At 56.3% G+C, this 25,051-nt stretch carries 29 protein-coding genes, 1 other RNA gene and 1 riboswitch; of the genes, 19 read left to right on the forward strand and 11 right to left on the reverse strand.

Features of this window, described 5'->3' with window-relative positions:
* Window positions 1-3: 3 nt before the first annotated feature.
* The 7 genes from AB5Y82_RS06915 to AB5Y82_RS06945 form a co-directional block, all read right to left on the reverse strand.
* Window positions 4-780, reverse strand: a complete 777-nt coding sequence (locus tag AB5Y82_RS06915; RefSeq protein WP_005341754.1) for a DUF4311 domain-containing protein — start codon at window positions 778-780, stop codon at window positions 4-6.
* A gap of 39 nt (window positions 781-819) precedes the next feature.
* Window positions 820-1,116: a DUF4312 family protein gene (locus AB5Y82_RS06920; protein ID WP_245148008.1), complete on the reverse strand. Its 297-nt coding sequence runs from the start codon at window positions 1,114-1,116 to the stop codon at window positions 820-822.
* A complete protein-coding gene (locus tag AB5Y82_RS06925; RefSeq protein WP_005355141.1) occupies window positions 1,116-1,481 on the reverse strand; it encodes an SFCGS family glycine-rich protein in 366 nt (121 codons plus the stop codon). The genes AB5Y82_RS06920 and AB5Y82_RS06925 overlap by 1 nt, the downstream gene beginning before the upstream one ends.
* Window positions 1,482-1,498: 17 nt before the next feature.
* On the reverse strand, window positions 1,499-1,858 hold the full coding sequence (locus AB5Y82_RS06930; RefSeq protein WP_368173797.1) for a transcriptional regulator: 360 nt from the start codon (window positions 1,856-1,858) through the stop codon (window positions 1,499-1,501).
* Window positions 1,859-2,172: 314 nt separating this feature from the next.
* Window positions 2,173-3,297 carry an outer membrane-stress sensor serine endopeptidase DegS gene (gene degS, locus AB5Y82_RS06935; RefSeq protein WP_368173798.1) on the reverse strand — a complete coding sequence of 375 codons (1,125 nt, stop codon included), beginning with the start codon at window positions 3,295-3,297 and terminating at the stop codon, window positions 2,173-2,175.
* 109 nt (window positions 3,298-3,406) lie between these two features.
* Window positions 3,407-4,768: a Do family serine endopeptidase gene (locus AB5Y82_RS06940; RefSeq protein WP_005336295.1), complete on the reverse strand. Its 1,362-nt coding sequence runs from the start codon at window positions 4,766-4,768 to the stop codon at window positions 3,407-3,409.
* An 81-nt stretch (window positions 4,769-4,849) separates the two neighbouring features.
* Window positions 4,850-5,230, reverse strand: a complete 381-nt coding sequence (locus tag AB5Y82_RS06945) for a YhcB family protein (protein WP_005356646.1) — start codon at window positions 5,228-5,230, stop codon at window positions 4,850-4,852.
* Window positions 5,231-5,370: 140 nt separating this feature from the next.
* Between AB5Y82_RS06945 and zapE the strand changes: the two genes are divergently transcribed.
* The 8 genes from zapE (at window position 5,371) to AB5Y82_RS06985 (ending at window position 11,544) form a co-directional block, all read left to right on the forward strand.
* Window positions 5,371-6,465, forward strand: coding sequence for a cell division protein ZapE (zapE, locus tag AB5Y82_RS06950; protein WP_111899815.1), 1,095 nt, complete (start codon window positions 5,371-5,373; stop codon window positions 6,463-6,465).
* 266 nt (window positions 6,466-6,731) lie between these two features.
* Entirely contained in the window at window positions 6,732-7,160 is a 429-nt protein-coding gene (rplM, locus tag AB5Y82_RS06955) for a 50S ribosomal protein L13 (RefSeq protein WP_005336289.1), read from the forward strand.
* Between the two features lie 15 nt (window positions 7,161-7,175).
* Window positions 7,176-7,568: a 30S ribosomal protein S9 gene (gene rpsI / locus AB5Y82_RS06960; protein WP_005336286.1), complete on the forward strand. Its 393-nt coding sequence runs from the start codon at window positions 7,176-7,178 to the stop codon at window positions 7,566-7,568.
* A gap of 295 nt (window positions 7,569-7,863) precedes the next feature.
* Entirely contained in the window at window positions 7,864-8,454 is a 591-nt protein-coding gene (petA, locus tag AB5Y82_RS06965) for a ubiquinol-cytochrome c reductase iron-sulfur subunit (RefSeq protein WP_040068840.1), read from the forward strand.
* Window positions 8,455-8,456: 2 nt separating this feature from the next.
* On the forward strand, window positions 8,457-9,674 hold the full coding sequence (locus AB5Y82_RS06970) for a cytochrome bc complex cytochrome b subunit (RefSeq protein ID WP_040068842.1): 1,218 nt from the start codon (window positions 8,457-8,459) through the stop codon (window positions 9,672-9,674).
* Complete coding sequence (locus AB5Y82_RS06975) at window positions 9,671-10,405, forward strand: cytochrome c1 (protein WP_111899817.1); 735 nt, start codon at window positions 9,671-9,673, stop codon at window positions 10,403-10,405. The genes AB5Y82_RS06970 and AB5Y82_RS06975 overlap by 4 nt, the downstream gene beginning before the upstream one ends.
* A gap of 87 nt (window positions 10,406-10,492) precedes the next feature.
* A complete protein-coding gene (gene sspA / locus AB5Y82_RS06980) occupies window positions 10,493-11,122 on the forward strand; it encodes a stringent starvation protein SspA (RefSeq protein WP_005336279.1) in 630 nt (209 codons plus the stop codon).
* On the forward strand, window positions 11,119-11,544 hold the full coding sequence (locus tag AB5Y82_RS06985) for a ClpXP protease specificity-enhancing factor (protein WP_005336278.1): 426 nt from the start codon (window positions 11,119-11,121) through the stop codon (window positions 11,542-11,544). Before sspA ends, AB5Y82_RS06985 begins: the two co-directional genes overlap by 4 nt.
* 43 nt (window positions 11,545-11,587) lie before the next feature.
* Here AB5Y82_RS06985 and dolP read toward each other — a convergent pair whose 3' ends face one another.
* From dolP to AB5Y82_RS07005, 4 genes are read right to left on the reverse strand one after another with little or no spacing between them, the layout of a single operon-like run.
* On the reverse strand, window positions 11,588-12,166 hold the full coding sequence (gene dolP, locus AB5Y82_RS06990) for a division/outer membrane stress-associated lipid-binding lipoprotein (protein WP_005336277.1): 579 nt from the start codon (window positions 12,164-12,166) through the stop codon (window positions 11,588-11,590).
* A gap of 4 nt (window positions 12,167-12,170) precedes the next feature.
* Complete coding sequence (locus AB5Y82_RS06995; RefSeq protein WP_005336275.1) at window positions 12,171-12,761, reverse strand: SIS domain-containing protein; 591 nt, start codon at window positions 12,759-12,761, stop codon at window positions 12,171-12,173.
* Window positions 12,762-12,770: 9 nt separating this feature from the next.
* Window positions 12,771-13,163: a YraN family protein gene (locus tag AB5Y82_RS07000; RefSeq protein WP_085941981.1), complete on the reverse strand. Its 393-nt coding sequence runs from the start codon at window positions 13,161-13,163 to the stop codon at window positions 12,771-12,773.
* A complete protein-coding gene (locus tag AB5Y82_RS07005) occupies window positions 13,084-14,871 on the reverse strand; it encodes a penicillin-binding protein activator (RefSeq protein ID WP_236757990.1) in 1,788 nt (595 codons plus the stop codon). The genes AB5Y82_RS07000 and AB5Y82_RS07005 overlap by 80 nt, the downstream gene beginning before the upstream one ends.
* Window positions 14,872-15,070: 199 nt before the next feature.
* Here AB5Y82_RS07005 and rsmI point away from each other — a divergent pair, with 199 nt between their 5' ends.
* The 11 genes from rsmI (at window position 15,071) to lfiE (ending at window position 25,046) form a co-directional block, all read left to right on the forward strand.
* A complete protein-coding gene (rsmI, locus tag AB5Y82_RS07010; protein ID WP_111899819.1) occupies window positions 15,071-15,904 on the forward strand; it encodes a 16S rRNA (cytidine(1402)-2'-O)-methyltransferase in 834 nt (277 codons plus the stop codon).
* Between the two features lie 157 nt (window positions 15,905-16,061).
* Window positions 16,062-16,448, forward strand: an RNA gene (gene rnpB / locus AB5Y82_RS07015) — RNase P RNA component class A.
* 227 nt (window positions 16,449-16,675) lie between these two features.
* Window positions 16,676-17,548 carry a lateral flagellar motor switch protein LfiM gene (gene lfiM, locus AB5Y82_RS07020; RefSeq protein ID WP_174218975.1) on the forward strand — a complete coding sequence of 291 codons (873 nt, stop codon included), beginning with the start codon at window positions 16,676-16,678 and terminating at the stop codon, window positions 17,546-17,548.
* Between the two features lie 8 nt (window positions 17,549-17,556).
* Complete coding sequence (lfiN, locus tag AB5Y82_RS07025; protein ID WP_068978376.1) at window positions 17,557-17,934, forward strand: lateral flagellar motor switch protein LfiN; 378 nt, start codon at window positions 17,557-17,559, stop codon at window positions 17,932-17,934.
* Window positions 17,934-18,668, forward strand: a complete 735-nt coding sequence (fliP, locus tag AB5Y82_RS07030; protein WP_005336248.1) for a flagellar type III secretion system pore protein FliP — start codon at window positions 17,934-17,936, stop codon at window positions 18,666-18,668. Before lfiN ends, fliP begins: the two co-directional genes overlap by 1 nt.
* Before the next feature lies 1 nt (window position 18,669).
* Window positions 18,670-18,939: a flagellar biosynthesis protein FliQ gene (fliQ, locus tag AB5Y82_RS07035; RefSeq protein WP_005336246.1), complete on the forward strand. Its 270-nt coding sequence runs from the start codon at window positions 18,670-18,672 to the stop codon at window positions 18,937-18,939.
* A complete protein-coding gene (gene lfiR, locus AB5Y82_RS07040) occupies window positions 18,936-19,718 on the forward strand; it encodes a lateral flagellar biosynthetic protein LfiR (protein WP_005336245.1) in 783 nt (260 codons plus the stop codon). Before fliQ ends, lfiR begins: the two co-directional genes overlap by 4 nt.
* The gene (gene flhB, locus AB5Y82_RS07045) at window positions 19,715-20,851 is read left to right on the forward strand and encodes a flagellar biosynthesis protein FlhB (RefSeq protein ID WP_019444827.1); all 1,137 of its coding nucleotides are present in this window, start codon (window positions 19,715-19,717) and stop codon (window positions 20,849-20,851) included. The genes lfiR and flhB overlap by 4 nt, the downstream gene beginning before the upstream one ends.
* Before the next feature lie 3 nt (window positions 20,852-20,854).
* On the forward strand, window positions 20,855-22,930 hold the full coding sequence (lfhA, locus tag AB5Y82_RS07050) for a lateral flagellar biosynthesis protein LfhA (protein WP_368173799.1): 2,076 nt from the start codon (window positions 20,855-20,857) through the stop codon (window positions 22,928-22,930).
* A gap of 174 nt (window positions 22,931-23,104) precedes the next feature.
* A riboswitch (cyclic di-GMP riboswitch) is annotated at window positions 23,105-23,192 on the forward strand.
* Between the two features lie 138 nt (window positions 23,193-23,330).
* Entirely contained in the window at window positions 23,331-24,716 is a 1,386-nt protein-coding gene (gene lafK, locus AB5Y82_RS07055; RefSeq protein ID WP_368173800.1) for a lateral flagellar response regulator transcription factor LafK, read from the forward strand.
* A gap of 3 nt (window positions 24,717-24,719) precedes the next feature.
* Complete coding sequence (gene lfiE / locus AB5Y82_RS07060) at window positions 24,720-25,046, forward strand: lateral flagellar hook-basal body complex protein LfiE (RefSeq protein WP_005336241.1); 327 nt, start codon at window positions 24,720-24,722, stop codon at window positions 25,044-25,046.
* Window positions 25,047-25,051 lie beyond the last annotated feature (5 nt).

Below are 25,051 nucleotides of genomic sequence, written 5' to 3' on the forward strand. Positions count from 1 at the left end.
CCCTTATTTGCCGCTCAGCAGGTTATGGACGTTTTCCAGCCAGAGGGGGACACCCATATGGAAGGATTCAATCAGTTTCATGTCAAAGCCGCGGAAGAAGCCGCTTAGCACGAACAGCAGGACGATGGCTGCCATCATCACCTTGGTGACATGGTTCCAGCCGCTCTCTTCCACGCCCTTGCCGATCAGGATGCCGAGCACCAGACCCGGTACCGCGTTGCCCATGATGAGCTGTGCCAGACCGCCGAAGATGGTGGCCCAGAAACCGGACTTCTTGCCCGCTTCGATGGCAGCGAGCCAGAAGATCACCGGCATAACGGTGTTGACCAGCAGGTTGGCTGCCGGTACCAGCACCTTGACCGCAGTGACCTGCAGGGCGGCCGGGACGGCTGCGGCCGTGCTGTTGAGGAAGGCAACCACGATGGCACCTATGATGCCGCCGGCGATGGCCATCTTTTTCGGGTCGTGCAGAGTGGTGGCGAGATCCCGATTTTTGAACAGCAGTGCCGCCGTGGCCCAGTGCGGGATGATGCGGTGATCCACATCCTGGGTGAAGGCGCCTGCCGCCACGGTGGAGGCCCAGGCGTTGAAGAAGAAGCCCAGACCAAACGAGAAGTGGGAAGCGGGATCCCCCTCGCAGGAGTTGAGTTCGCCCAAGGTGCGGAAGGCACCCATGCCCTGTACGGTCGGTGCGTGGAACATCCGCGCCGCGCCGGCCCCCACCCCGACGCCAACCAGGCCGCCAATGATGAGTGACTTGATAAAAATGATTAGAAACATCCAACGTATCCTTCTTGTGGGGTTGTGCCTGCGCAGGCATCACACCTGGGTGAATGTCACCTTGGCGACATCCAGACTGGTCACCTGAACCTTGATCTCCAGCTGGACGCGGTATTCGCGGCGCTGGCGCGGCAGGAAGAAGAACAGGAACTTCTCCACCCGGACCGACTCCTCGGCTTTGAGCACCTTTACATCAACCGGCTCAATGCGCAGCAGTACCTGCTGGTTGTCCTTGAGCAGTGTGGGTTGCACCTGGCTGAGGGCGGAGGCAAACGCCTGCTGGCGGGTCGTCCCCTTGCCGTTGACGATGACCTGGGTGGTGAAGTTCTCTTTCATCAGGCGCGTCCGTGCTTTTTGGCGAAGGCTTCGACCAGCTTCTGGCCCAGCTCTTCCTTGTCCATGAAACCGAAGCCCAGCACCACGCACCCTTCGTTGATGGCGGTGACGCCCTCTTCAACAGAGCGCATGCCGTAGCGGCACTTGTAGCCGTACTTGGTCTGGGCGGTGATCGCCCCGGCGCCGCCGCTACCGCAGAAGGAGATGCCGAGATCCGCCTGCTCCTTGTTCATCACGTCGCCGAGCTTCATGTCAGCGGCCATGCCGGGGATGATGGTCACGTTGGCCCCGGCAGCTTCCGCGCCTGCACCCACTTTCTGACCCTTGCCGAGACGATCTCCGATTACGAGTTTGATGGCTGTCATATCGATTTCTCCTTGAGTTACTGGTTCTGCACCGAGCTGAGTTCGTTTTCTTTGGCGACTTCAAAATGGACGGACAAGAGGTGTGCCTCCTCATAAGCAAGCTGATCCAGCCAGCTGACGACCTGTTCGGCGAGACGCAGTGAGAGGGGGGAGATCTCTTCAAACAGGCTGAGGTCAACTTCTGGCAGGGGCTCGCCGCTGTGGGAGCGCCACACCATGGCTTTGACATGGGAGGCCAGCATCTGCTGTTGCACCTCGTTGGGGATGATGCCCTGTTCGGCCAGCAGGGGATAAATGCGCGCGAGGATATGATCGGTCTGGCGCAGCAACTCCGGGCTGTTCGGGGTCAGGTTCTGGTCGTGAGTCTCTGTTTGCAATGTCTGCTCTCCAAGGCTGGCAGAAGGTATGGCGTTACCCTAAGCCTGCGCGTCGATGTGGAGGAGGCAGCGTTTTTCCGATTCGAAGCGGAAATTCCTGAGGAAATGGCCCCGAAGTGATCGTTTGGATACTGAAAAGGTAAAAGGAGTGCTTATTGAAGCTGGTTTTGTGTGATCGGTAGCGCACAAATCGGGGGGCGGGGGCAGGGCAAGCGTTGCGGGAAACTGTGAGTCATCTCACGGTAAGAGACGTTGCCGAGGGGACTGATGTGGAAAAGGGCGGTTTCCCGCCCTTCTCATAAAAAGGAGTGACGCTAGCTGGCCGATGTGGCGCTCGAGCTGGCCGTTCTCTGCTGATAGCGCAGGTCTTCCTCTATGGTGACCACCACTTCCAGCGGCTTGCCGGAGCGGAATACCGAGATGGTCAGCTTGGTGCCGGGGCGGCTCTCGACAATCTTGTCCATGGCGCTGCGTACGCCACTGATGGCCTCTCCGTTGATCTTGAGCAGCACATCCCCTCGCTGCAGGCCGCCTTTGGCCGCCGGGCCGTTGGGATCCAGACTCTCCACCACCAAGCCACGCAGGTCGCCGAGGTTCATCATCCGCGCGACTATGGGGTTGATCTCGACGCTGGAGATCCCGAGGTAGCCGCGGATCACCCGGCCGTTGGCGATCAGCTCATCCATGATCCGTTTTGCCAGCCGGTAGGGGATGGCGAAGCTGATGCCGTAGCTCTCCTGATTGCCGTTGAGGTGATAGGTGGCGGTGTTGATCCCCACCAGATCGCCACGGCCGTTGACCAGCGCGCCACCCGAGTTGCCCTCGTTGATGGCGGCATCGGTCTGCAGCAGATCCTGACGGCCATTGCTGTCAGGTCCCATGCTGGAGAGGCCGGTACGGCCGGTCGCACTGATGATGCCCTGGGTGATGGTCTGGCCGACGTTGTAGGGGTTGCCGATGGCGAGCACCACATCCCCCACTTCTGGCAGTCGCTCGGGATCCTGCGGGATCACCGGCAGGTTGTCTGACTCGATATAGAGCACGGCGAGGTCGGTGAGCTGATCGGTGCCGACCTGCTCGGCACTGAAGACCCGACCATCCTGCAACGCGACTATGATCTGGTCGGCATCGGCGATGACGTGGTAGTTGGTCAGCACATAGCCGCGCTGATTCATGATGACGCCAGAACCCAGCCCTTGCGGGCGCAGTTCCCCCTGATTGCCCTGATTGGGGGCAAAGCTGCGGGTGTAGATGTTGACGACGGCAGGGCCTGCCCGATGGGCGGCATAGGAGAAACTCAGTTCACGGGCATTGGTGATGATGCCGGGCAGTTGGGCACCACCGCGAAAATGGGGAAACAGCAGCAACAGCAGCGCCGCGACGGTCAATCCAAAACCGACAGACTTGCCCAAGTAACTGACTAAAGGGGGGATTTTCATGTCATTCTCATCCGTACAGGCTGCGCGCAGAGAATAACACTATCGATGGATAAAAATCACCCGCGGTGAAGGCCGCGGGTGATAGAGGGGTTGGCGAACAACTTGAGCGTTAGCGGATCACCAGATAGAGCGAGGAGTCGCCACGCTGGATGTTGAGCGCCAGCACGTCAGGTTTGTTCTTGAGCGCCTTGGTCAGCTCGCCCAGGGTGTTGATGCGCAGGCGGTTGACCCCGATGATTATGTCACCCTTCTGCAGGCCGGAAGCAGCTGCCGGAGAGCGAGGATCAATGTCGGCCACCGCAACACCGGAGACCGGGTCGGTAGTGGTGCTCAGCTTGGCCCCTTCCAGTGCCGGATGCAGCGCGCTGGCGCGTACTTCGCTGTCATCGGCCTGCTTCAGGGTCACTTTGGCAGTTTGCGACTTGCCATCGCGGATCAGCCCCAATTCGACCTGCTTGCCAGCGCCCATGGTAGCGATCTTGGCGCGCAGCTCACCGAAGGAGCGAACCGGTTTGCCATCGATGCTGACGATGATATCGCCGGCCTTGATGCCCGCCTTGTCGGCCGCCGAATCAGGCATGACCTGATTGACGAAGGCACCATCCTTCTTGTTGTAACCGAAGGTTTTGGCGATGTCGGAGGTGAGCTCGGTGCCGGTAATACCCAGCTGGCCGCGACGCACTTCACCGTACTTGACGATCTGCTCGGTCAGATCCCGCACCATGTTGGAGGGGATGGCAAAGCCGATGCCAATGTTGCCGCCGTTCGGGCCCAGAATCGCGGTGTTGATACCGATCAGCTCGCCACGCAGGTTGAGCAGGGCGCCGCCGGAGTTACCGGAGTTGATGGCCGCATCGGTCTGGATGAAGTTCTCCAGATTCTCGATGTTGAGGCCGCTGCGACCCAGCGCGCTGACAATACCGGAGGTGACGGTCTGGCCCAGACCAAACGGGTTGCCGATGGCCAGCGCATAGTCACCTACCCGCAGCTCGTCGGAGTCGGCGAACTTGATCTGTACCAGATCCTCGGCCTTGATTTGCAGCAGGGCGATGTCGGACTGCTTGTCTTCACCGATCTTCTTGGCCGCATATTCACGACCATCCTTCAGGTTGACCTTGATCTCGTCCGCCTCGTGCACCACGTGGGCGTTGGTGATCACGTAACCCTTCTTGGCATCGACGATGACACCGGAGCCGAGCGCCTGGAACGGCTGCTCGCTCACCTGTTCATCGGGCATGTTGGGGCCGAAGAAGAACTTGAACTGTTCCGGCAGACGCTGACGGGTAATTTTTTTGCCAGAAACCGAGATATTGACCACCGCCGGGGTGACCTGTTCGAGAACAGGCGCCAGGCTTGGCATCTCCTGATTTGAACCTAACAGGGAAGGCAGTGCAGCCTGAGCAGGGGCCGCAGACATGGCGATACCGACACTGAGGGCTAGCACACTGAGCATGGAAAGAGGTTTACGCATATGAAAAACAGCTCCCAGAAAAAGTTGCATTGCAATCGTCAAGGTCAGACCACGGGACTGGCCAATTAGTTCCGCGAGGAACTAGTTTGGTTGCTTGAGCAGTCCGGAAGAGGCGCCAGCATAGTCGCGAGGCGGGACGCCCGGCTCTTCTGCCACATTGGCAGGGGCTTCTTCTACCAATGATTCGCGGAACAGCGGTTCCTGCGCCTTGGCCAGGAATTTGCTCTGCTCGGCCATGTGGCGATAGAGGGTCTGATACTGCTCGGCCAGTTGCTCCATCAGGGCGGCGCTGTCGGCGAAGTGGGTGTTGATCTGGCCCTGATAACTCTCGAGCTCCTTGTGGGCCTTCTTCAGTTCCTGTTCGAGACGGCCAGCATCGCGGCTACGTACCGAAAAACGGCCGAGAACGATACCGATAATCAAGGCCGCGACAGCCAGCAGGATCCCAGTTAACAGACTCATAGATGCTCCTTGTTACAGCTAAAACAGAGTGGGTTTATGCGGTCGTCATAACCGCCATGCCTTGATGGCACTATACCGTGCGTCCTGAGGCCGTGATACCATTTTGTCCTCGATTCAGGGACTTGGAGAGGCGCTCAAGGATGACACCGCAGCAAAAATACCAGCAGGATCTGCTGCGCCCCGGCTTTGTGGCCGACCCCGCGCAGGGGATGGCCATTAGCAGGCTGGAGCGACTGTATCAGGATTTGCTACGGCGCCCGACTCCGACCAGATCTCGAGGGTTGCTGGGTTGGCTGCAAAAGCCCAAGCCGCCGGAGCCCGTCCTCGGTATCTATATGTGGGGCGGAGTGGGCCGAGGCAAGACCTGGCTGATGGATACTTTTTTCGACAACCTGCCTGGGACGCGCAAGATGCGCAGCCATTTCCACCGCTTCATGCACCGCATTCACGATGAACTGCAGGGGCTGAGCGGGCAATCCGATCCCCTCAAGCTGGTGGCCAGCAAGCTTGCCAGCGAGACAGACATCATCTGTTTCGACGAATTTTTTGTCTCCGACATCACCGACGCCATGTTGCTGGGTACGCTGTTCCAGGAGCTGTTTGGTCACGGTGTCGTGCTGGTTGCCACTTCAAATATTCCGCCACAGGATCTTTATCGCAACGGGCTGCAGCGAGCCCGTTTTCTGCCAGCTATCGAGCTTATCGAGCGCCATTGCGAGGTACTTAACGTGGATGGCGGTATCGACTATCGCCTGCGTACGCTGGAACAAGCCGAGATTTATCACTGCCCGCTGGACTTGCAGGCAAAAGCCAATCTTGACCACTATTTTCAGCAATTAACCGGTGGGCACACGGCTTGCGAGGGGACGTTCGAGGTCAATCATCGTCAGCTGGCGTCGCTCGGGATGGGGGAAGGGGTGCTCTACATGGAATTTGAGCAACTTTGCTGTACTCCCCGCTCCCAGAACGACTATATCGAGCTGGCCAGGCTGTTCCATACCGTTCTGCTGGCCAATGTGCAACCAATGGGCACAGGCACGGATGACGCGGCTCGCCGCTTCATTGCCATGGTCGATGAGTTCTACGAACGGCACGTCAAACTCATCATGTCGGCGGCGGTTCCCATGACAGAACTCTACGGCGAAGGGCTGCTGAATTTCGAATTCAAACGCTGTCTTTCGCGGCTTCAGGAAATGCAATCGCACGAATACCTTGCCAGAGTGCACCTTCCTTAGTCACAATACCGCGCCTGCCAGTCGGATGGGCATCTGCGGCAGGTAGGGCCGGGCGACATTTGCTGGTTTCATGGCAGTGAAATTAGCAGGTGATATTTAAGGCAACTTCACTTATAATCGCCCGGCCCACGTTACAGCTGTCGATAAGACAGCAACACTTTAAGCTTTACTTGTATTCGAAGGGGTACAGGTAGGCCATCGTTTGTTGTTTGTGGGAGAGCCCCCATAAGCAATTGGGTCTGTAACAGGTAATTGGGTTTAACTTAATGAAAACTTTCGTTGCCAAGCCAGAAACCGTAAAACGTGACTGGTACATTGTGGACGCAGAAGGTAAAACTCTGGGTCGTATCGCAACCGAGATCGCTGCTCGTCTGCGTGGTAAGCACAAAGCTGAGTACACTCCGCACGTTGACACCGGTGATTACATCATCGTTGTAAACGCTGAGAAGGTACACGTAACCGGTAAGAAATTTACCGACAAAATGTACCACGCTCACTCCGGCTTCCCGGGTGGTATCAAGTCAATCAGCTTCGACAAGCTGATTCAGCGTAAACCGGAAATGGTAATCGAAGCAGCCGTCAAAGGCATGCTGCCGAAAGGTCCTCTGGGCCGTGCCATGTTCCGTAAACTGAAAGTTTACGCAGGCGCCGAGCATGCTCATGCTGCTCAGCAACCTCAAGTACTGGATATCTAATCGGGAACTGGCAACATGGCAGAAAATCAATACTACGGTACCGGCCGTCGCAAAAGCTCCACTGCTCGCGTATTTATCAAAGCGGGTAGCGGCAAGATCGTAATCAACCAGCGCTCCCTGGAGCAGTACTTCGGCCGTCCGACTGCCCGCATGGTAGTTCGTCAGCCGCTGGAACTGGTTGAGATGACCGAGAAACTGGACCTGTACATCACCGTTAACGGTGGTGGCATCTCCGGTCAAGCTGGTGCGATCCGCCACGGTATCACTCGTGCTCTGATGCAGTACGACGAAACCCTGCGTTCCGAACTGCGTAAAGCTGGCTTTGTTACTCGTGATGCCCGTAAGGTTGAGCGTAAGAAAGTTGGTCTGCACAAAGCTCGTAAGCGTCCGCAGTACTCCAAGCGTTAATTCGCTTTTGGTACTCACTCTTTCGAGTGTCAAAAAAGCCTGGCGGTTGCCAGGCTTTTTTTATTGGTAATATTACCGACATCAATGCTAACCACGCGTCACAAAAGACAAAAAATTGTTTCTTTATTGTTTTCATTGCTCACCGCTCTTTCTTGTCAAGTTGTTATCTTTTCTTTAAAATTTCCCCTGTTTTCTGTGGCAATTGTAAATCCAGCTTCCGCCGCTGTTGTCACGGGAAAAATGGGGAACAGGGACACTATAAGAATGTGCGGAGTCCACATGGGAGAGTTTTTGGATGAGCAATGCGCCAGTTGATACCGGTCGCCGCAGATTTCTTACCTGGTCAACGGTTGCCGTTGGTGGGGTAGGAGCTGCGTTTACCGCAGTGCCGTTTATAAAGTCATGGAATCCGAGCGCCAAGGCCAAAGCAGCCGGTGCGCCGGTTGAAGTCGATATCAGCAAGTTGGAACCGGGTCAGCTCATCCGTGTCGAGTGGCGAGGCAAGCCTGTCTGGGTGGTGAAACGCACCAAACAGACGCTGGATGCCTTGGCCGCGCATGATGACAAGCTGCGGGATCCCTCATCTGAAGAGCCGCAGCAGCCTGACTATGCCCATAACGGGTACAGATCGATCAAGCCCGAAATTTTTGTCGCGGTCGGTATTTGCACCCACTTGGGGTGTTCACCTTCCTATCTGCCTGACAGCTTTGGCGAGCAGGTGCAGGGCGTTACGTCCGGCTTCTTCTGCCCGTGCCATGGCTCCAAGTTCGACATGGCCGGCCGTGTGTTCCAGGGGGTGCCTGCACCGCTGAACCTGGTCATTCCGCCCTATCAATTCATTAATGACACCACCATCCTGGTCGGTGCCGATGGCAAGGAGGCCTGACCATGTTGAGTAAACTGATGGGCTGGATCGATTATCGATTCCCGCTCACGGCCATGTACAACGACCACATGGCCAAGTATCCGGCACCGAAGAACCTGAACTTCTGGTACTTCTTCGGCTCGCTGGCCATGCTGGTGCTGGTCAACCAGATCATCACCGGTATCTGGCTGACCATGAACTACAACCCCTCTGCGGAAGGTGCGTTTGCCTCCGTGGAGTACATCATGCGCGATGTGGAGTACGGCTGGCTGCTGCGTTACATGCACTCAACCGGTGCGTCTGCATTCTTCATCGTGGTCTACATGCACATGTTCCGCGGCATGATTTATGGCTCTTATCAGAAGCCTCGTGAACTGCTGTGGATCTTCGGCATGCTGATCTTCCTGGTGCTGATGGCGGAAGCCTTCATGGGCTACTTGTTGCCCTGGGGCCAGATGTCATTCTGGGGTGCTCAGGTCATCATCTCGCTGTTTGGCGCCATTCCGGTCATCGGTGACGATCTGACCCTGTGGATCCGTGGTGACTACGTGATCTCCGGTGCGACGCTGAACCGCTTCTTCGCGCTGCATGTCATCGCGTTGCCGCTGGTACTGGTGATGCTGGTTGCCATGCACATTCTGGCGCTGCACGAAGTGGGTTCCAACAACCCGGATGGTATCGACATCAAGAAGCACAAGGACGAAAACGGCTGGCCGCTGGATGCGGTGGCGTTCCACCCTTATTTCACCGTCAAGGACATGATCGGTGTGGCTGGCTTCTTGTTCTTCTTCTGCGCCATCATTTTCTTCAAGCCGGATATGTGGGGTTACTTCCTCGAGAAGCCGAACTTTGAAGTGGCCAACGGCCTGAAGACTCCTGCTCACATCGCGCCTGTGTGGTACTTCACCCCCTTCTACGCGATTCTGCGTGCGGTACCTGACAAGCTGCTTGGCGTCATCATGATGGGCCTCTCTATTGTGGTGTTGTTCCTGCTGCCCTGGCTGGATCGCTGCAAGGTGCGTTCTGTTCGCTATCGCAGCAAGCTGCACAAGCTGAACATCGCCCAGTTCGTGGTCTGCTTTATCATCCTGGGGGTGCTGGGTGTACTGCCATCGACGCCGACCCTGACGCTGGTTGCCCAGATTTGTACCTTGGGTTATTTCGGTTTCTTCGTGCTGTTATTCTTCTACAGCAAAAACGAACGCACCAAGCCGCTGCCGGAGAGGGTTACATTTAAATGAAAAAAATAATATTTGCAGTGCTGACCCTGCTGCCATCACTGGTGTTTGCCAATGCTGGGGCCGTGCATCTGGACAAAGCCAATTATGATCTGAGCGACAAGGCATCCCTGCAACGTGGAGCTGCCACCTTCATGAACTATTGTGCAGGCTGCCACTCTACCCAGTATCAACGCTACAACCGGGTTGCTGCCGATCTGGAGATCCCAGAGGAGCTGATGAAGGAGAACCTCATCTTCACCGGCGCCAAAGTGGGTGATCTGATGAAGAGCGCCATGTCCGAGAAGGATGCCGCCAAGTGGTTTGGTGCTCCCCCTCCGGATCTGACTCTGGTTGCCCGGGTACGTGGTGCGGACTGGATTTACACCTATCTGCGTTCTTTTTACGTGGATCCGACTCGTCCGTTTGGGGTGAATAATGTGGTGTTCCCGTCTGTGGGTATGCCCCATGTGTTGGAACCGTTGCAGGGAACCCCCCGTGCCGAGTTCGTCACTCACACGGTCGATGGAATCGAGACCCAGCAGGTTGTCAGCATCAAATCTGACGGTAATGGTGAAATGGATGACGAAGAGTATGATCAGACGGTACTGGATCTGGTAAACTTCTTGGTCTACTCGGCTGAACCGGTACAACAGGAGCGTGAACGCATGGGCTTCTGGGTGCTTGGTTTCATCGTGATCTTCTTCATCTTCACTGTGCTGTTGAAGAAGGAATTCTGGCGCGACGTTCACTAAGCGACCAGATACGGGTAATATAATGCACGGCAATGAAGACCAAGATGCTTCATTGCCGTTTCTGCTTTTTAATGACGGGAGGGTTCAATGGCTGTAGCTGCCAATAAGCGTTCGGTAATGACGCTGTTTTCCGGTGCCAACGATATGTTCAGCCATCAGGTGCGTATTGTCCTGGCGGAGAAGGGTGTTAGCGTGGATATCTGCCAGGTTGATCCAGCCAATCTGCCGGATGAGCTGGCCGAGCTGAACCCGTACAACTCTGTACCAACCCTGGTTGATCGTGAGCTGGCGCTCTACACCTCGCGCATCATCATGGAGTATCTGGACGAGCGCTTCCCGCATCCGCCCCTGATGCCTGTTTACCCGGTTGCCCGTGGTAACAGCCGTCTGATGATGCACCGCATCGAGCTGGACTGGTACTCCCTGGCCGACAAGATCATGGCCGGTACCGATGCTGAAGCGGCACGCAACGAACTGCGTGACAACCTGCTGGCCATCGCGCCGATCTTCGGTGAAATGCCCTATTTCATGAGCGAAGAGTTCGGTCTGGTGGATTGCTACATGGCACCGCTGCTGTGGCGTCTGCCGAGCCTTGGCATCGACCTGACCGGTCGTGGCGCCAAAGAGCTGAAGGCCTACATGGTTCGTCTGTTCGAGCGTGAGTCCTTCCAGGCTTCCCTGACCGAAGCCGAACGCGAGATCCGTGCTGGCGTATGAGCATGGAACCGACAATGACACCGAGCCGCCCGTACTTGTTACGGGCGTTCTTTGACTGGTTGCTGGACAACGATCTGACCCCTCATCTGGTGGTCAACGTCAACATTCCCCATGTGATGGTGCCGATGCAGTTTGCTCAGGACGGGCAAATTGTACTGAATATCGCGCCCCGAGCCGTGATGCAATTTCACATGGATAACGAGGCTATCAGCTTCAGTGCCCGTTTTGGCGGGGTATCCCAGCAGGTCTATATCCCGATGGCGGCCGTGCTGGCTATCCATGCCCGGGAGAACGGCGTGGGCACCATGTTCCCGCCTGAGCCGGGTTACGATATCTGGCTGGAGCAGGCTGAAGCGCCGGTGGAGCCTGAGCCGGAACCGCCGCGTCCAAGCGGTCGTCCGACCCTGAAGGTGATCAAATAAAAAACGCAGCCGATTGGCTGCGTTTTTTTATGTGCGGTCGGGCTTAGTTCTGGGCGAATTCGAAGGCCTTGATCACGCGCTTCACGCCGGTGACATGGCGGGCGATGTTGACTGCCTGCTCTCCCTCCTGGCGAGTCACCAGACCAATCAGGAACACCTCGCCGTTCTCGGTGACCACCTTGACCTTGGTGCTGTCGAAGTTCTTGGTGCCGAACATGTCGGCTTTCACCTTGGAGGTGATCCAGGAGTCATTGCTGCGGGTGGTGAAACTGGCAGGTTGGCCGATGCGCAATTCGTTGTAGACGTGGCGGACCCCTTCGATGCGACTGACAATTTTGCCCGCCTCAATCTTGTAAACGTCAGAAGGTGTCTGTCCGACCAGCAGTACGCGGCCATTGTTGCTGTAGACGCTGATCTTGCTGGCTGCACTTAGGGGTTTGTTGTCGGCCAGCAGATTGGCCGCTTTCAACTCGATGGTCTGGTCATCCCACTGCGCGCCCAGGGTTCGGCGATCGCCAGAGGCCTTGGCAGTCCCTGCGGCGCCGCCAACAACCAGGGCTGCGCAGCCTTGCAGCAGCAGGGTGCTAACCAGCAGACCGAGCAGGATAGTGTGCTTTTTCATGGTTTCAATCTTCCTGTTGCGGGAAAAGTGTCTGGTCGATGAGATCACACAGGCAGTGCAGGGTCAACAGGTTCACTTCCAGAATGCGAGGGCGACGGGCGGAGGGAACACGGATCTCCACATCGTTCGGGCCGAGCAGACCTGCCATTTCGCCACCGTCCCCCCCGCTCAGCACCACTATGGTCATGTCGCGGGAGAGGGCAGCCTCGGCGGCCTTGATCAGGCTGCGGCTGTGGCCGGAGGTGGTGATGACCACCAGAATGTCGCCAGGCTGGCCCAGCGCGCGGATCTGCTTGGCGTAGACCTCTTCAAAACCGTGGTCGGTGGCGATGGCGCTGATGGTCGCCATGTCCGGGGTCAGGGCCATGCCGGGCAGGGAGGGGCGCTGGGTCTCGTAGCAGTTGACCAGCTCGGAGATGAACAGTTGCGCCAGTGCGGCAGAAGGACCGTTACCGCATGCCAGCACCTTGTGGCCATTGAGCAGGCAGATGGTGATCATCTGGGCTGCAGTATGGATGGCATCCGGCAGCGCCTCGGCGGCGGCTATCTTGGTCTGGATGCTTTCGGTGTAGTTCTCTTTGATGCGGTCAGTCATAGGGTCCTCTTAAAATGCGTTTTGGATCCAGGCTGGCTGGTCGCCCTCGAACGCAATCACATCGAATCGGCAGGCCTGATTGGCCTCGTTGATGGCATGTTGCTTCAAATAGTGGCGCGCTGCCAGCATGATCTTGTGCTGTTTGCTGCGGGTGACCGAGCTGGCGGCCCCGCCATGGCTGCCAGTGGCCCGGTAGCGCACCTCAACAAACACCAGGGTCTGGCCCTGGTGCATGATGAGATCTATTTCACCGCCACGACAGCGGTAGTTGCGAGCTACCGGTTGCAGGCCCCGAGCCTGCAACCAGCGTTCAGCGACTTGTTCAAAGTGCTGTCCCTTGCTCGTTGGTGAGGGGAACAGGCTCGGCAACTGCTGGCGCATCCGTTTCCATAGTTCCTTCATTGGAGGGCTCCTCCAGTTGCTGAACGGCGTTCTCGTCGACCAGCTTGCCGTTCTGGTAAGTACCCCAGCTCAGCATCCGCACGATATTGCCCTGAGCATCCACGCTCAGCTGACCGCTCATGCCGGCCTGCTGCATGCCGCCTACCTTGCGCATCTGCTGTAGGTTCTCTGCCAGGCTGACGGCATCGTAGCCCATGGCAAACAGACGCAGCAGGTCGCCCTGGGTCTGCGGCCAGAGCAGGGCGATCTGCTCGCGCTGTTTCTCGTAGCCGCCCAGCAGCAGCGGCATATCGGCGATATGCATGCCGTTGAGCTCGGAGGCGACCTCGGTGGCTGCGCTGTCGTAGCCACGGGAGCTGGTGTAGATGGGCAGGCTGCCCATCGGATTGACCGAGACATCCACGTAGGGCTTGATCATCCGGGTTTCCAGGCTGTTGGCCACCACATAAACGGCATCGATGCTGCGCGGTGCGGCATCAGAGAGTTGCACTACCTCGCCAGCACGGGCGGTAGAGCGGCCGCTCAGGGCATTCTTGACCATCCCCTGCACTTCGTTGCGGGCACCGAAGGTGGCTACGACCGGCTTATCCTGGCTCAGGGTGGCCCAGCTCTGCTCGAACGCCTTGATACTGCTGTAACCGATCCGCCCCTGGGCGGCGATCAGCAGCGGTTTGCGGTAGCCCAGGGTGTAGAGGTACTGGGCTGCCTGCGCGGCATCTGCGGCGGCAGAGAGGGAGAAGTAGTAGGTGGTGTCGTTGACGACCGGCTTGTCCAGCTCGTTGAGCGCCAGTACCGGCACGGTTGGATTGGCCTTGAGCAGCTCCTCGACACGATCTTTCAGCAGCGGGCCTATGATCATGTCTGCCCCTTCCTGAATCGCCTGCTTATAAAGGTCGCCGGTCGACTTGCTCTGGGTGTCGTAGAAGTTCAGGGTGAATTGCCCCTGATTTTCCTTATAAGACATCAGCATACCGTTACGGATGGCGGCGCCCTGCGGCTCCAGATTGCCGGAGAGGGGCAGCAGCACTGCGATCTGTTGCACCGAGGTGCTGGCAGTGGCCGCCAGATCGCCCAATCCTGCCGGCATATCCTTCTGAGCCGGATGGTTGGGGAAGTCGCGCTTCCAGCCTGCCAGTTGGCGGGCCAGCAGGTTCGGCTGGGCGCCAAACTCGTTGACCAGTGCCGCCAGTCGCAACCAGCCGGTGGTCACATCAGGGGCCGGAGCCTCTTCCAGCGCTTGCAGGGTGGAGGGGGTCATGCTTTTGAGCAACGACCAGATCTGCTGATGGTTGGTCGCCTGCTCGCTCTGATTGAGGTAGGGCTCCAGTGCAATCAACGACTTGGCTGCGCCAAACTTGTTGTTGATGTCTAGCTGCAGCACCACGCGCTGGCGATACCAATCCTTCTGGGTATCGGCATCCAGCACCACCTCGGGTTTGCCTTCCAGCAGGATCAGCGCCTGATTGGCGTGGCCTTGCGCCAGCAACAGATGGGCTTGCAGCAGTTGCAACTGCGCCTTCTGAACGGGATCCTTGGCCTGCTTCTGCAATTGCTGGAACAGTGCCGAGGCCGGTTTAGCCTGGCCCAGCGCCAGATAGCTGCGTGCCGCCAGCATCTGCCAGGTAAAGGCCTCGGCCGGCTTGGCGGGGTCCACCTGCTCAAGATACCACTGGGCATTCTTGGTCAGATTGGAGAACGCAGAGGGCATGCCTGACTGCCCTGACGGTTGATTGGGCTCCGACGCACAGGCGGCGAGCAGTACTGCCGCGAGTATGATGCCGAAGAGTCGTGATACACTTAGCTGCTTTGTAACCCGGTTCAAGTTCATTCCCCGACCAGTGTTGAAGTTCCCCATAGTGTAAACGGGCCAATATGGCGACACAATTGTCGGGGCACTCGGAGATCCCATGAGTGACATCCCAACCCTGTATATAGTCCCCACTCCGATCGGCAATCTGGCGGACATCACCCAGCGTGCATTGGACATTTTACGCAGTGTCGATCTGGTGGCAGCTGAAGATACCCGTCATACCGGTATCCTGCTCAGCCACTACCAAATCTCGGTGCCGACCTTCGCCCTGCACGATCACAACGAGCAGCAGAAAGCCGATGTGCTGATCGGCCGGATCAAAGAGGGCAAGAGTGTTGCGCTGGTCTCCGATGCCGGCACCCCGCTCATCAGCGACCCCGGTTATCACTTGGTCACCCGTTGTCGTGAAGCCGGGGTCAAGGTGGTGCCGCTGCCCGGTCCCTGTGCCGCCATTACCGCCCTGAGCGCGGCCGGTCTGCCCACCGATCGCTTTGCCTTTGAAGGCTTCCTGCCCGCCAAGAGCAAGGGACGTGACGATCGCCTGCAAGCCGTTATCGAAGATACCCGTTCGCTGGTGTTTTACGAATCGCCGCGCCGTGTGCAGGATACAGTGGAAGCGATTGCTCGCATTCTCGGCGAGCGTCAGGTGGTGGTGTGCCGCGAGCTGACCAAGACCTTTGAGTCGATCCACGGTTTGCCAGCCTCTGAAATGCTGACCTGGCTTGGCGAGGATGACAACCGCTGCCGCGGCGAGATCGTGCTGGTCGTGGCTGGCGCCTCCAAAGAAGAAGAGGAGCTGCCTGCCGAGGCGATCCGCACTTTGGGACTGCTGGTGGCAGAGCTGCCACTGAAAAAAGCGGCCGCCCTGACCGCCGAGATCCACGGCGTGAAGAAGAATGCTCTCTATAAATATGGTCTCGAGCACTATTGAGTCGGTGGAATGGGCCGCCAGATTATTTTATGACCAGTACGCTCCTCTATATCTGTGAGCATTCACCCTGTAAACGGGGACCAAAGCGCGATAAATGGCTGTAAACGGGAATTGCCGGTTTACCCCGTGCGTATCGCAAGGCTATAATCCGCGCCTCGGAGTTGGCTGGGCAATCGCTGCTTCGTCGTTGTGTCCCTCGGGACAGACGGGCGGAGGGGAGGAAAGTCCGGGCTTCACAGGGCAGGGTGCCAGGTAACGCCTGGGGGGCGTGAGCCTACGACCAGTGCAACAGAGAGCAGACCGCCGATGGCCCGCAAGGGATCAGGTAAGGGTGAAAGGGTGCGGTAAGAGCGCACCGCGCGACTGGTAACAGTTCGTGGCACGGTAAACTCCACCCGAAGCAAGACCAAATAGGCCCCTATTGGCGCGGCCCGCGTTGGGGGCGGGTAGGTTGCTTGAGCCAGCGAGCGATTGCTGGCCTAGAGGAATGATTGCTACCCGGGGCAACCCGGTACAGAACCCGGCTTACAGGCCGACTCCGACCTCATTCCGCGTGAACCGTCACGCTAAAATCCCGGTGCCTAACGGCACCGGGATTTTTATTATTCACGCCGAGATGCACCGCATGGCGGCTTTCTGGAATTTGTAATAAAGTTCTCACCCTTTTTGGTCGATATACGTCGGCTGGACTGTCTGTATCTATCACACTGCTGGCCTGATGAGCGACCCTGTGGCAGTAAGGCGAGATGAAATGGTTAAGGTGGATTATTAATGTCATCAAGCAGCGCAATGCTCACACCTTCCCGGCTGCTTAGCGCAGAACGGGGCAGAACCCTGCCTCATTATGATCTGTTGGGTATAGAGCGGGTTAACCACGCCCGCTTGAAACAGGTCAATGGCCAGTTGAGCACATTTTCCCTGCAGGCTGCGAGTTGTATGGCCCAGCTGTTCAACAGCGCGGAGTGCGAACTGAATTATGGCGAGTTCGCCTTTTCCGGTCCGGCAGAGACTGCCGATGCCCATATTTGGGTAGAGGCGAGAAGTCCGCTTGAACCACAGCGCGTCGTCTATTTCTCGATCGCACCTCTGGTTATCTATCGTCTGGCGGTTCTCTTTTTCGGTGGCACCTTGCAGCAAAAAGAGGAACCCGTTCAGTCAGGCAAAGGACTGACCGATACTGAACAGCGGCTGTTATTGCGGCTTTGCCAGTATCAGGTTGATATCTGGTGTGCGTGTCAGGGGTTGGGTGATTTGAAGTGGCAGGTGCATGTCGTGCCGCGGGATTCTATCACCCACCGCCAGCTCTGGACCACGCAGGCAACCCTGCAGGCAGGTAATTGCACGCACCACTGGCAGATGTGGCTGCTTCCTCCTGAGGAGTCCATTTCTCCGGTCAGTCATTCATTGCCGGAAGGTCAGCTGGAACAGGCTCTGACTCATGTCCCGGTACGTCTGCGGGTGGTGATGGGACAGTTGTCCATGACGCTGGCGGATCTTGAGTGTCTCAAGGTGGGTGATGTGTTGTCACTGGACTTGCCTGAAGTGGTGCCAGCATTGATTGGCAGCCGTCCCTGCTTTAGTGGACGAATCGCAGAACACAAAGGCAGCCTGGTCTATCAGGTTGCGACGGTTGTAGAGGAGTAAATCGAATCATGAGCGAGCACAATATGAATGATCCACTGGATCTGGATGGACTGGATCAACTGTTTGGTGACGGCATCAGCATGCCCAGCGCAGCAGACTACATGGCGCCAACCAGTAGTAGCAAACAGCGGGATCTCTCCTTCTTTCGCCAGATCCCGGTCAAGGTAACGCTGGAAGTGGCCAGTACCGAAGTGCCTCTCGGCGATTTGATGCGCGTCGAGGAGGGGGCTGTCATTGAGCTGGACAAGCTGGCGGGTGAACCGCTGGATGTGCGGGTTAATGGCCGTCTTCTGGCCAAGGGCGAAGTTGTCGTCGTGAATGGCAAATATGGTCTGCGCCTGGTCGATGTGATCGATACCAACCTGCTGGGTGGCATGGACGACTGATGCGCTATCTGCTGCTGACGCTGCTGTTATTTTCGCTGCCCGGCTGGGGCGCGGACATGACCCTGTTCTCGGTATCGCCAGGCGCTTCAGGGGGCGAGGACTACAACATCAAGTTGCAGATCCTCTTCTTCATGACCCTGCTGGGTCTGCTCCCGACCTTGTTACTGATGATGACCAGTTTTACCCGGATCATCATCGTGCTGGCCATATTGAGACAGGCACTTGGCCTGCAGCAGAGCCCTCCCAACCGGGTGCTGATCGGCATCAGTCTGATCCTGACTGTGGTGATTATGCGTCCGGTCTGGACGGACATGTATCAAAATGCATTTGTCCCTTATGACCAGAATGAAATAACCCTGTCAGAGGGGATCGCCAAGGCAGAAAAACCCCTGCGTAAATTCATGCTGGCCCAGACCCGTGAACCGGATCTGGAGCAGATGCTGCGCATCTCTGGTGAACCAACAACGGTCGCCAAAGAGGATGTGCCTTTCGGGGTGCTGTTGCCTGCGTTTGTATTGAGTGAGTTGAATACCGCATTTCAGATTGGCTTTATGCTGTTTATCCCCTTTCTGGTGATCGACTTGGTGGTCGCCAGCGTCTTGATGGCGATGGGGATGATGATGCTCTCACCGCTGATCATCTCGTTACCCTTCAAACTGATGGTGTTTGTGCTGGTCGATGGCTGGTCGATGACCGTCGGCACCTTGGCTGCCAGCTTTGGTGGGGGAGGCTGATATGACCCCTGAGCAGAGCGTTGCCCTGGTTGGTGGCGCGGTCAATCTGGTGGTGACCATGGTCTCGGTGCTGATTGTACCGGGCCTGATCGTAGGTTTGGTGGTCAGTATTTTTCAGGCGGCCACCCAGATCCAGGAGCAGACGCTCAGTTTTCTTCCCCGTTTTATCGTGACTCTGATGACCCTTATCTTTACGGGTAACTGGCTGTTGTCGCAGATAACCACCTTGTTCCAGGATCTTTTTCTTAAAATTCCCGGGTTTATCGGATGAATTCGCTGCTGTCCCTCAGTGCTGCTGACCTGACCGCATGGTTGGGACAGTGGTGGTGGCCGTTTATCCGGATCGGTATGGCATTCTGGGTGATGCCGGTCTTTGGGGATACCCGAGTGCCTGCGCAAGTTCGCCTGATGCTGGCGTTCATCATCAGCCTGCTGCTCGCCCCCATGATGAAGGATATGCCGGTTGTCGATCCTTTCAGTGCCGGTGCGCTGGTCCTGGCGGTGGAGCAGCTGCTGTTTGGTTTGCTGTTTGGTCTGTGTGTCCAGCTGCTCTATATGGTGATGACCACTGCGGGGCAGATCCTCTCCATGCAGATGGGGCTCGCGATGGCGGTGATGAATGATCCGGTCAATGGGGATTCTGCCCCCATCATCAGTCAGGTCATGATGGTGTTCTGCGCCTTACTCTTTCTGGGGCTGAATGGCCATCTGGTGGTACTGGACATTCTGGTGCAGAGCCTGCGTAGCTGGCCGCCGGGTTCATCTCTGGATCTGATCGATATGAAAGGTGTGATCGGGTTGTTTGGTTGGTCTATCGGTGCCGCCCTGTTGCTGACGTTGCCTGCCGTTGTCGCCATGTTGATGGTTAACCTGACCTTCGGGGTGATGAACCGTACCGCCCCTTCGCTCAATATCTTCTCTCTCGGTTTTCCCATGACCCTGTTGCTCGGATTGCTCACCATGGCGCTCTCCATCAGTGGTGTGCCCTCCCGTTATCTGGATTTGGTTACCCATGTGCTTGAACAGCTGCGAGGCTTGACCCCGGCATGAGTCAGAATAGCGCACAGGACAAAACCGAAGAGGCCTCCAGCCAGAAACGCCAGAAAGCGAGAGATGAGGGGCAGATCGCCCGCTCAAAAGAGCTCAGTTCTGCCGGTTTGCTGCTGCTTGGCGGGTTGGTGATGCAGTGGATGGTGCCGGGGTTTGGCCAGTTCTTTGCCGAGTTGATGAAGCGCCCGCAGCGTTTTGACTGGCAAGGTGCCCGTGACCCGCAGATGATGATCCATTGGTTGGGTGAAGCGCTCATAAACATGCTGTGGGTGCTGCTGCCCCTGTTTGGTTTTCTGGCTCTGATGCTGGTGTTGCTCAGCATAGTGCCGGGCGGTATGGCGTTGACTTGGAAAAAGCTGCTACCCAGTGGCGAGAAGATGAACCCTTTGAAGGGGCTGGGGCGCATGTTCTCCAAGAACAGCCTGATGGAGTTGCTGAAGTCACTGCTCAAGGTGACGCTGATCGGCGGCACGCTGGCGTTGATGTTAAATCATCAATGGCCTTCCTTGTTGATGATGAACCGGATGCCCCCTCAGGCGGCCCTCGAACAGGCGCTACGAATCCTCTCCCAGGCATTTATTCTGCTGGGGAGCGTTCAGATGCTGATTGCCGTGCTGGATGTGCCCTATCAGCGCTGGTCGCTTAACAAGCAGCTCAGGATGACCAAACAAGAGGTCAAGGATGAGCACAAGAACAGCGAAGGGCGTCCCGAAATCAAAGCCAAAATCCGCCAGGTACAGGGAATGCTTGCCCGCGCGCGTATCGAGCAGCGGGTACCGCAGGCAGATGTGATTATCGTTAACCCGACCCATTATGCGGTGGCAATAAAATATGATGCGACTCGTGCCAATGCCCCTTTCGTGATTGCCAAAGGGGTCGACAGCATGGCCGAGCGGATCCGTCAGGTCGCCAAACAGCATGACAAAATGGTGATGAGCTTGCCCGAGTTGACGCGAGCCATCTATCACTCGACCAGGGTGGATCAGGAAGTCCCCGCAGGGCTGTACACGGCAGTTGCCTATGTATTGAACCATGTATTGCAGTTAAGGGCGTATGAGGCAGGCAAGGGGAGGAAACCGACCCCTCTTGCCCCGTTATATGTACCGCCCGAGTTACGTCAACCTGAGAGGTAAGTTGTGAACTGGCGTGTATTCACCCAATCCTATACCGCAATTCCGCTGATGTTATTGGCCATTCTGGCCATGATGATCCTGCCTCTGCCCGGTTGGCTGCTGGATGCGCTCTTTACCTTCAACATCGTGTTGGCGGTTCTGGTGTTGCTGGTATCCGTCTCGGCCCGCAGACCACTCGATTTCTCGGTATTCCCAACCGTGTTGCTGGTGGCCACCTTGATGCGACTGTCGCTGAACGTGGCCTCTACCCGGGTGGTGTTGCTGCACGGTCACGAAGGGCATGAAGCAGCCGGTAAGGTCATCCAGGCATTCGGTGAAGTCGTGATCGGTGGCAACTATGTCGTCGGTCTGGTGGTCTTCGTGATCCTGATGATCATCAACTTTGTGGTGATCACCAAGGGTGGTGAGCGGATTTCGGAAGTATCCGCCCGCTTCACTCTGGATGCCATGCCCGGCAAGCAGATGGCCATCGATGCCGACTTGAATGCCGGCACCATGGATCAGCATCAGGCCAGGGCTCGCCGTGAGGAGATCGCGCGCGAGGCGGACTTCTATGGTGCGATGGATGGTGCTTCCAAGTTCGTTCGTGGTGACGCGATAGCTGGCATGTTGGTGCTGATCATCAACCTGGTGGGTGGGTTGGCCATCGGTATCTTCCAGCATGCCTTGCCCGTTGCCGAAGCCTTCCAGCGCTATGCGCTGCTGACCATTGGTGATGGTCTGGTTGCCCAGATCCCGTCCCTGCTGATGTCGACTGCTGCGGCCATTATCGTGACCCGGGTCAGCGATGAGGGGGAGATGGCTGATCAGGTAGGTCAGCAGATCCTGGCATCACCTCGCGTTATCTATACCTCCGCAACCATCATGCTGATCCTGGGTCTGGTGCCCGGGATGCCGATGCTCGCATTCCTCAGTTTCGCAGCTGTACTGGCCTGGACTGGCTGGAGTGTCAGCCAACGAGCCGTCAATGTGCCGGATCTGGATGCAGCGCAAGAGCTGACTCGTCAAATGATTCAGCCTGAACAGCAGGCACTGGAGTGGCAGGATTTGCCGCCAGTTGATACGGTCTCCATCGAGCTTGGTTATCGTCTGGTGCCTTTGGCTGAAACTGATAAAGGGGCTGAACTGCTTGCCCGTGTGCGCGGGATCCGTAAAACCCTCTCCGAGCAGTACGGTTTTCTGCTCCCCGAGATCCGGGTGCGCGACAATCTGCAGTTGCAGCCGGATCAGTACCGGATCAAGTTGTCCGGTGTCGCGTTGGCGATGGGGAATGTGGATTGCCAGCGCTTGATGGCCATCAGCAGTGGTGAGACTTATGGTGCGCTCGATGGCGAGCTGACCCAGGACCCGGCCTACGGCATGAGTGCGGTCTGGATCTCCCCGGAGCAAAAGGCCAAGGCCCTTAATCTTGGTTACTCGGTGGTGGATTCGGCCACCGTGATTGCCACTCACGCCAGCAAGCTGTTGCGTGAACAACTTGATGCACTGTTTGGTCACGATGAAGTTGGCAAACTGGGCCAATATCTCGCCAGTCAGTCCCCCCGGTTGGCTGAAGAGCTGAATCTGGCGCTGACCCAGATGCAGCAATTGAGAGTGTTTCGTCAATTGCTAAAGGAGCAGGTCAGTCTTACCGATATACGAACCGTTGCCACGACGCTGCTGGATGCGAGCGAGCTGACCAAAGACCCTGTCTTGCTGGCATCCGATGTGCGCTGTGCCTTGAAGCGCCAGATTGTGCGGCAGGCCATTGGTAATCGCGATGTGCTGGCTACGTTTACGCTGGATGATCGCCTTGAGCAGACATTGCTGGCTGCAATGAATCAGTCACAACAGCAGGGCAAAATCCAGCTGGACAGCTTCCCGGTTGATCCGCAACTGCTGGCCCAATTGCAGCAAAATATGCCGTTGGTGAAGGAGCAGTTGCAGCAGTTGGGACATGCCCCCGTATTGGTTGTTATGCCGCAACTGAGACCGTTAATAGCCCGTTATGCCCGATCATTTTCAAAGGGACTCAAAGTGCTTTCTTACAATGAGATACCTGAAGAGCTACGGGTGGAGGTAATTGGTACACTTGGTTAATTACTGTTGGATAAATATCCTGAAGGGAAGTGTTTTTTCCGCCCCAGCTTGAATTGCCGTATGAATACTATATGATGTGGCGAAAATTGACGCAGCAATGTGTGAAAGTTAAATAACAAAAACAATATTAATTGTGTTGCTACACGCTTAGACCATCAGGTCGGGTGTGTTATCACATTGTAAGGGCAAACTGAACTGAAAAGTCAGGACGCAAAGCCTCCGGTCTAACAGCAGGAAAGCTAATGACAGCGGGGTTACCAAGGTGAATTTGGATACAAAATTGTTACCATATAGATATTGGGTATGCTGTTTTTTCCAGTATGATCTTGTATTGCTCCTTTGTGCCTGATACTTCAGTTCTATTGATTGTTCTATCCACAATCACAGGTGTCAGACGTCTATGTCTTCGGGATTATCAATAAATAAAATCATCGGGTTATGTGGCGATAGCTTGGCTGAACCATATATATTATTGATTCAGCCGCTAATAGTTTCCGAAAATGAGGTTGAAAAAGTCCTATCAAAGGAAGGCATCAGGGTATCAAGCGTTAATTCTGTTAAACAATCAAAGGGCATTATTGCTGATGGTAATGTCAATTTGATCCTGCTCGATATGGATGCTATGACCGAGCTCGGGCCGCGTATTCTGCGTGAGTTCGAAGGACTTGATTGTGTCATCATGGTCAATGAGCGCCAGGCCACCATTGCTGCGGAAGCTATGTGTGCCGGGGCTGTTGACTATATTATCAAGCCCTTCTGCCCCCAGCAATTGCTCGATGTTGTCCGTGGTGCTCTACGCCTTCGTCAGGCGATCCCCAATCTTATCGCTGTGTCGCCCATGAGCCTGCAGGTCTTGCAACTGGCCCGACGAGCAGCCAAAACCTCTGCCACCATTCTGATCGGTGGTGAGTCAGGAACCGGTAAAGAACGGTTGGCCCGTTATATTCACGAAATGTCTGCCAGAGCGGAAAAACCATTTCTGGCGATTAATTGTGCAGCAATTCCTGAGGCAATGCTTGAGTCAATTCTTTTTGGCCACAATAAAGGTGCATTTACCGGTGCTGTTTCTGCCCAGCCCGGAAAATTTGAGTTGGCTCAGGGGGGAACCCTGTTGCTGGATGAAATATCAGAGCTTCCTTTGAACCTGCAGGCTAAATTATTACGGGTGCTGCAAGAAAAAGAAGTTGAGCGACTTGGCAGCAATCAAACGATTGCTCTTGATGTTCGAATCATTGCCGCCAGCAATAAAGATCTGCGCAAACTGGTTGCATGTGGGCTATTTCGTGAAGACCTTTTCTATCGTCTTGATGTATTGCCAATGAATTGGCCTGCATTACGTGAACGTCCTGAGGATATTATTCCGCTGGCCAACTACTTTATTGAGCGTTATGCATCCCAACAGGGCTATCGCCTGAGTGAACGTGCCTGTCAGTTGTTGCTGTCATATGAATGGCCAGGAAATGTACGAGAGCTGGATAATGTCATTCAACGGTCATTAATAATGGCGCGTGGTTTGCATATACAGTCCGTCGATTTGATGTTGCCAAATTGTATTCTTCCCGAAGAAACAGTCGCAGCAGACACGTGGCATGCTCCCGAGGGGTTGAGTGAAACCCGGCGGCATGCCGAGTTCCAATTTGTATTAGAGACCTTGCGCCGCTTTCGTGGCCATCGTACCCGCACAGCCGATGCACTGGGCATGACAACCCGGGCACTGCGCTACAAGCTTGCGGCGATGCGTGAGCAAGGCATTGATATTGAACAGCAGATTCAAGCAGAGGGATAAAGAGTGAAGATTCAGATGATGTCATCACAAGTGACACTACTGCAGCAGATGCAGGAGATGCAGCGTGTCGCAAGCCAGACCCCTTCTATCGAATCCAATGATCTGTCGGGAGCATCATTTACCGATGCCATGCGGGATGTGGTCGGGCGTGTCAATGAACAGCAGAATGTCGCGTCAAAATTAATGGCATCGGTCGATGCTGGGCAGAGCGATGATCTGGTGGGCGCCATGGTGGCGAGTCAAAAAGCCGGCTTGAGTTTTTCAGCCTTGATGCAGGTTCGCAACAAGCTGATGACCGGTTTTGACGACATTATGCGCATGCCGCTCTGAGGTAA

Source organism: Aeromonas sp. s13 (assembly GCF_040907905.1).
In the GTDB taxonomy this organism is placed as follows: domain Bacteria; phylum Pseudomonadota; class Gammaproteobacteria; order Enterobacterales; family Aeromonadaceae; genus Aeromonas; species Aeromonas veronii.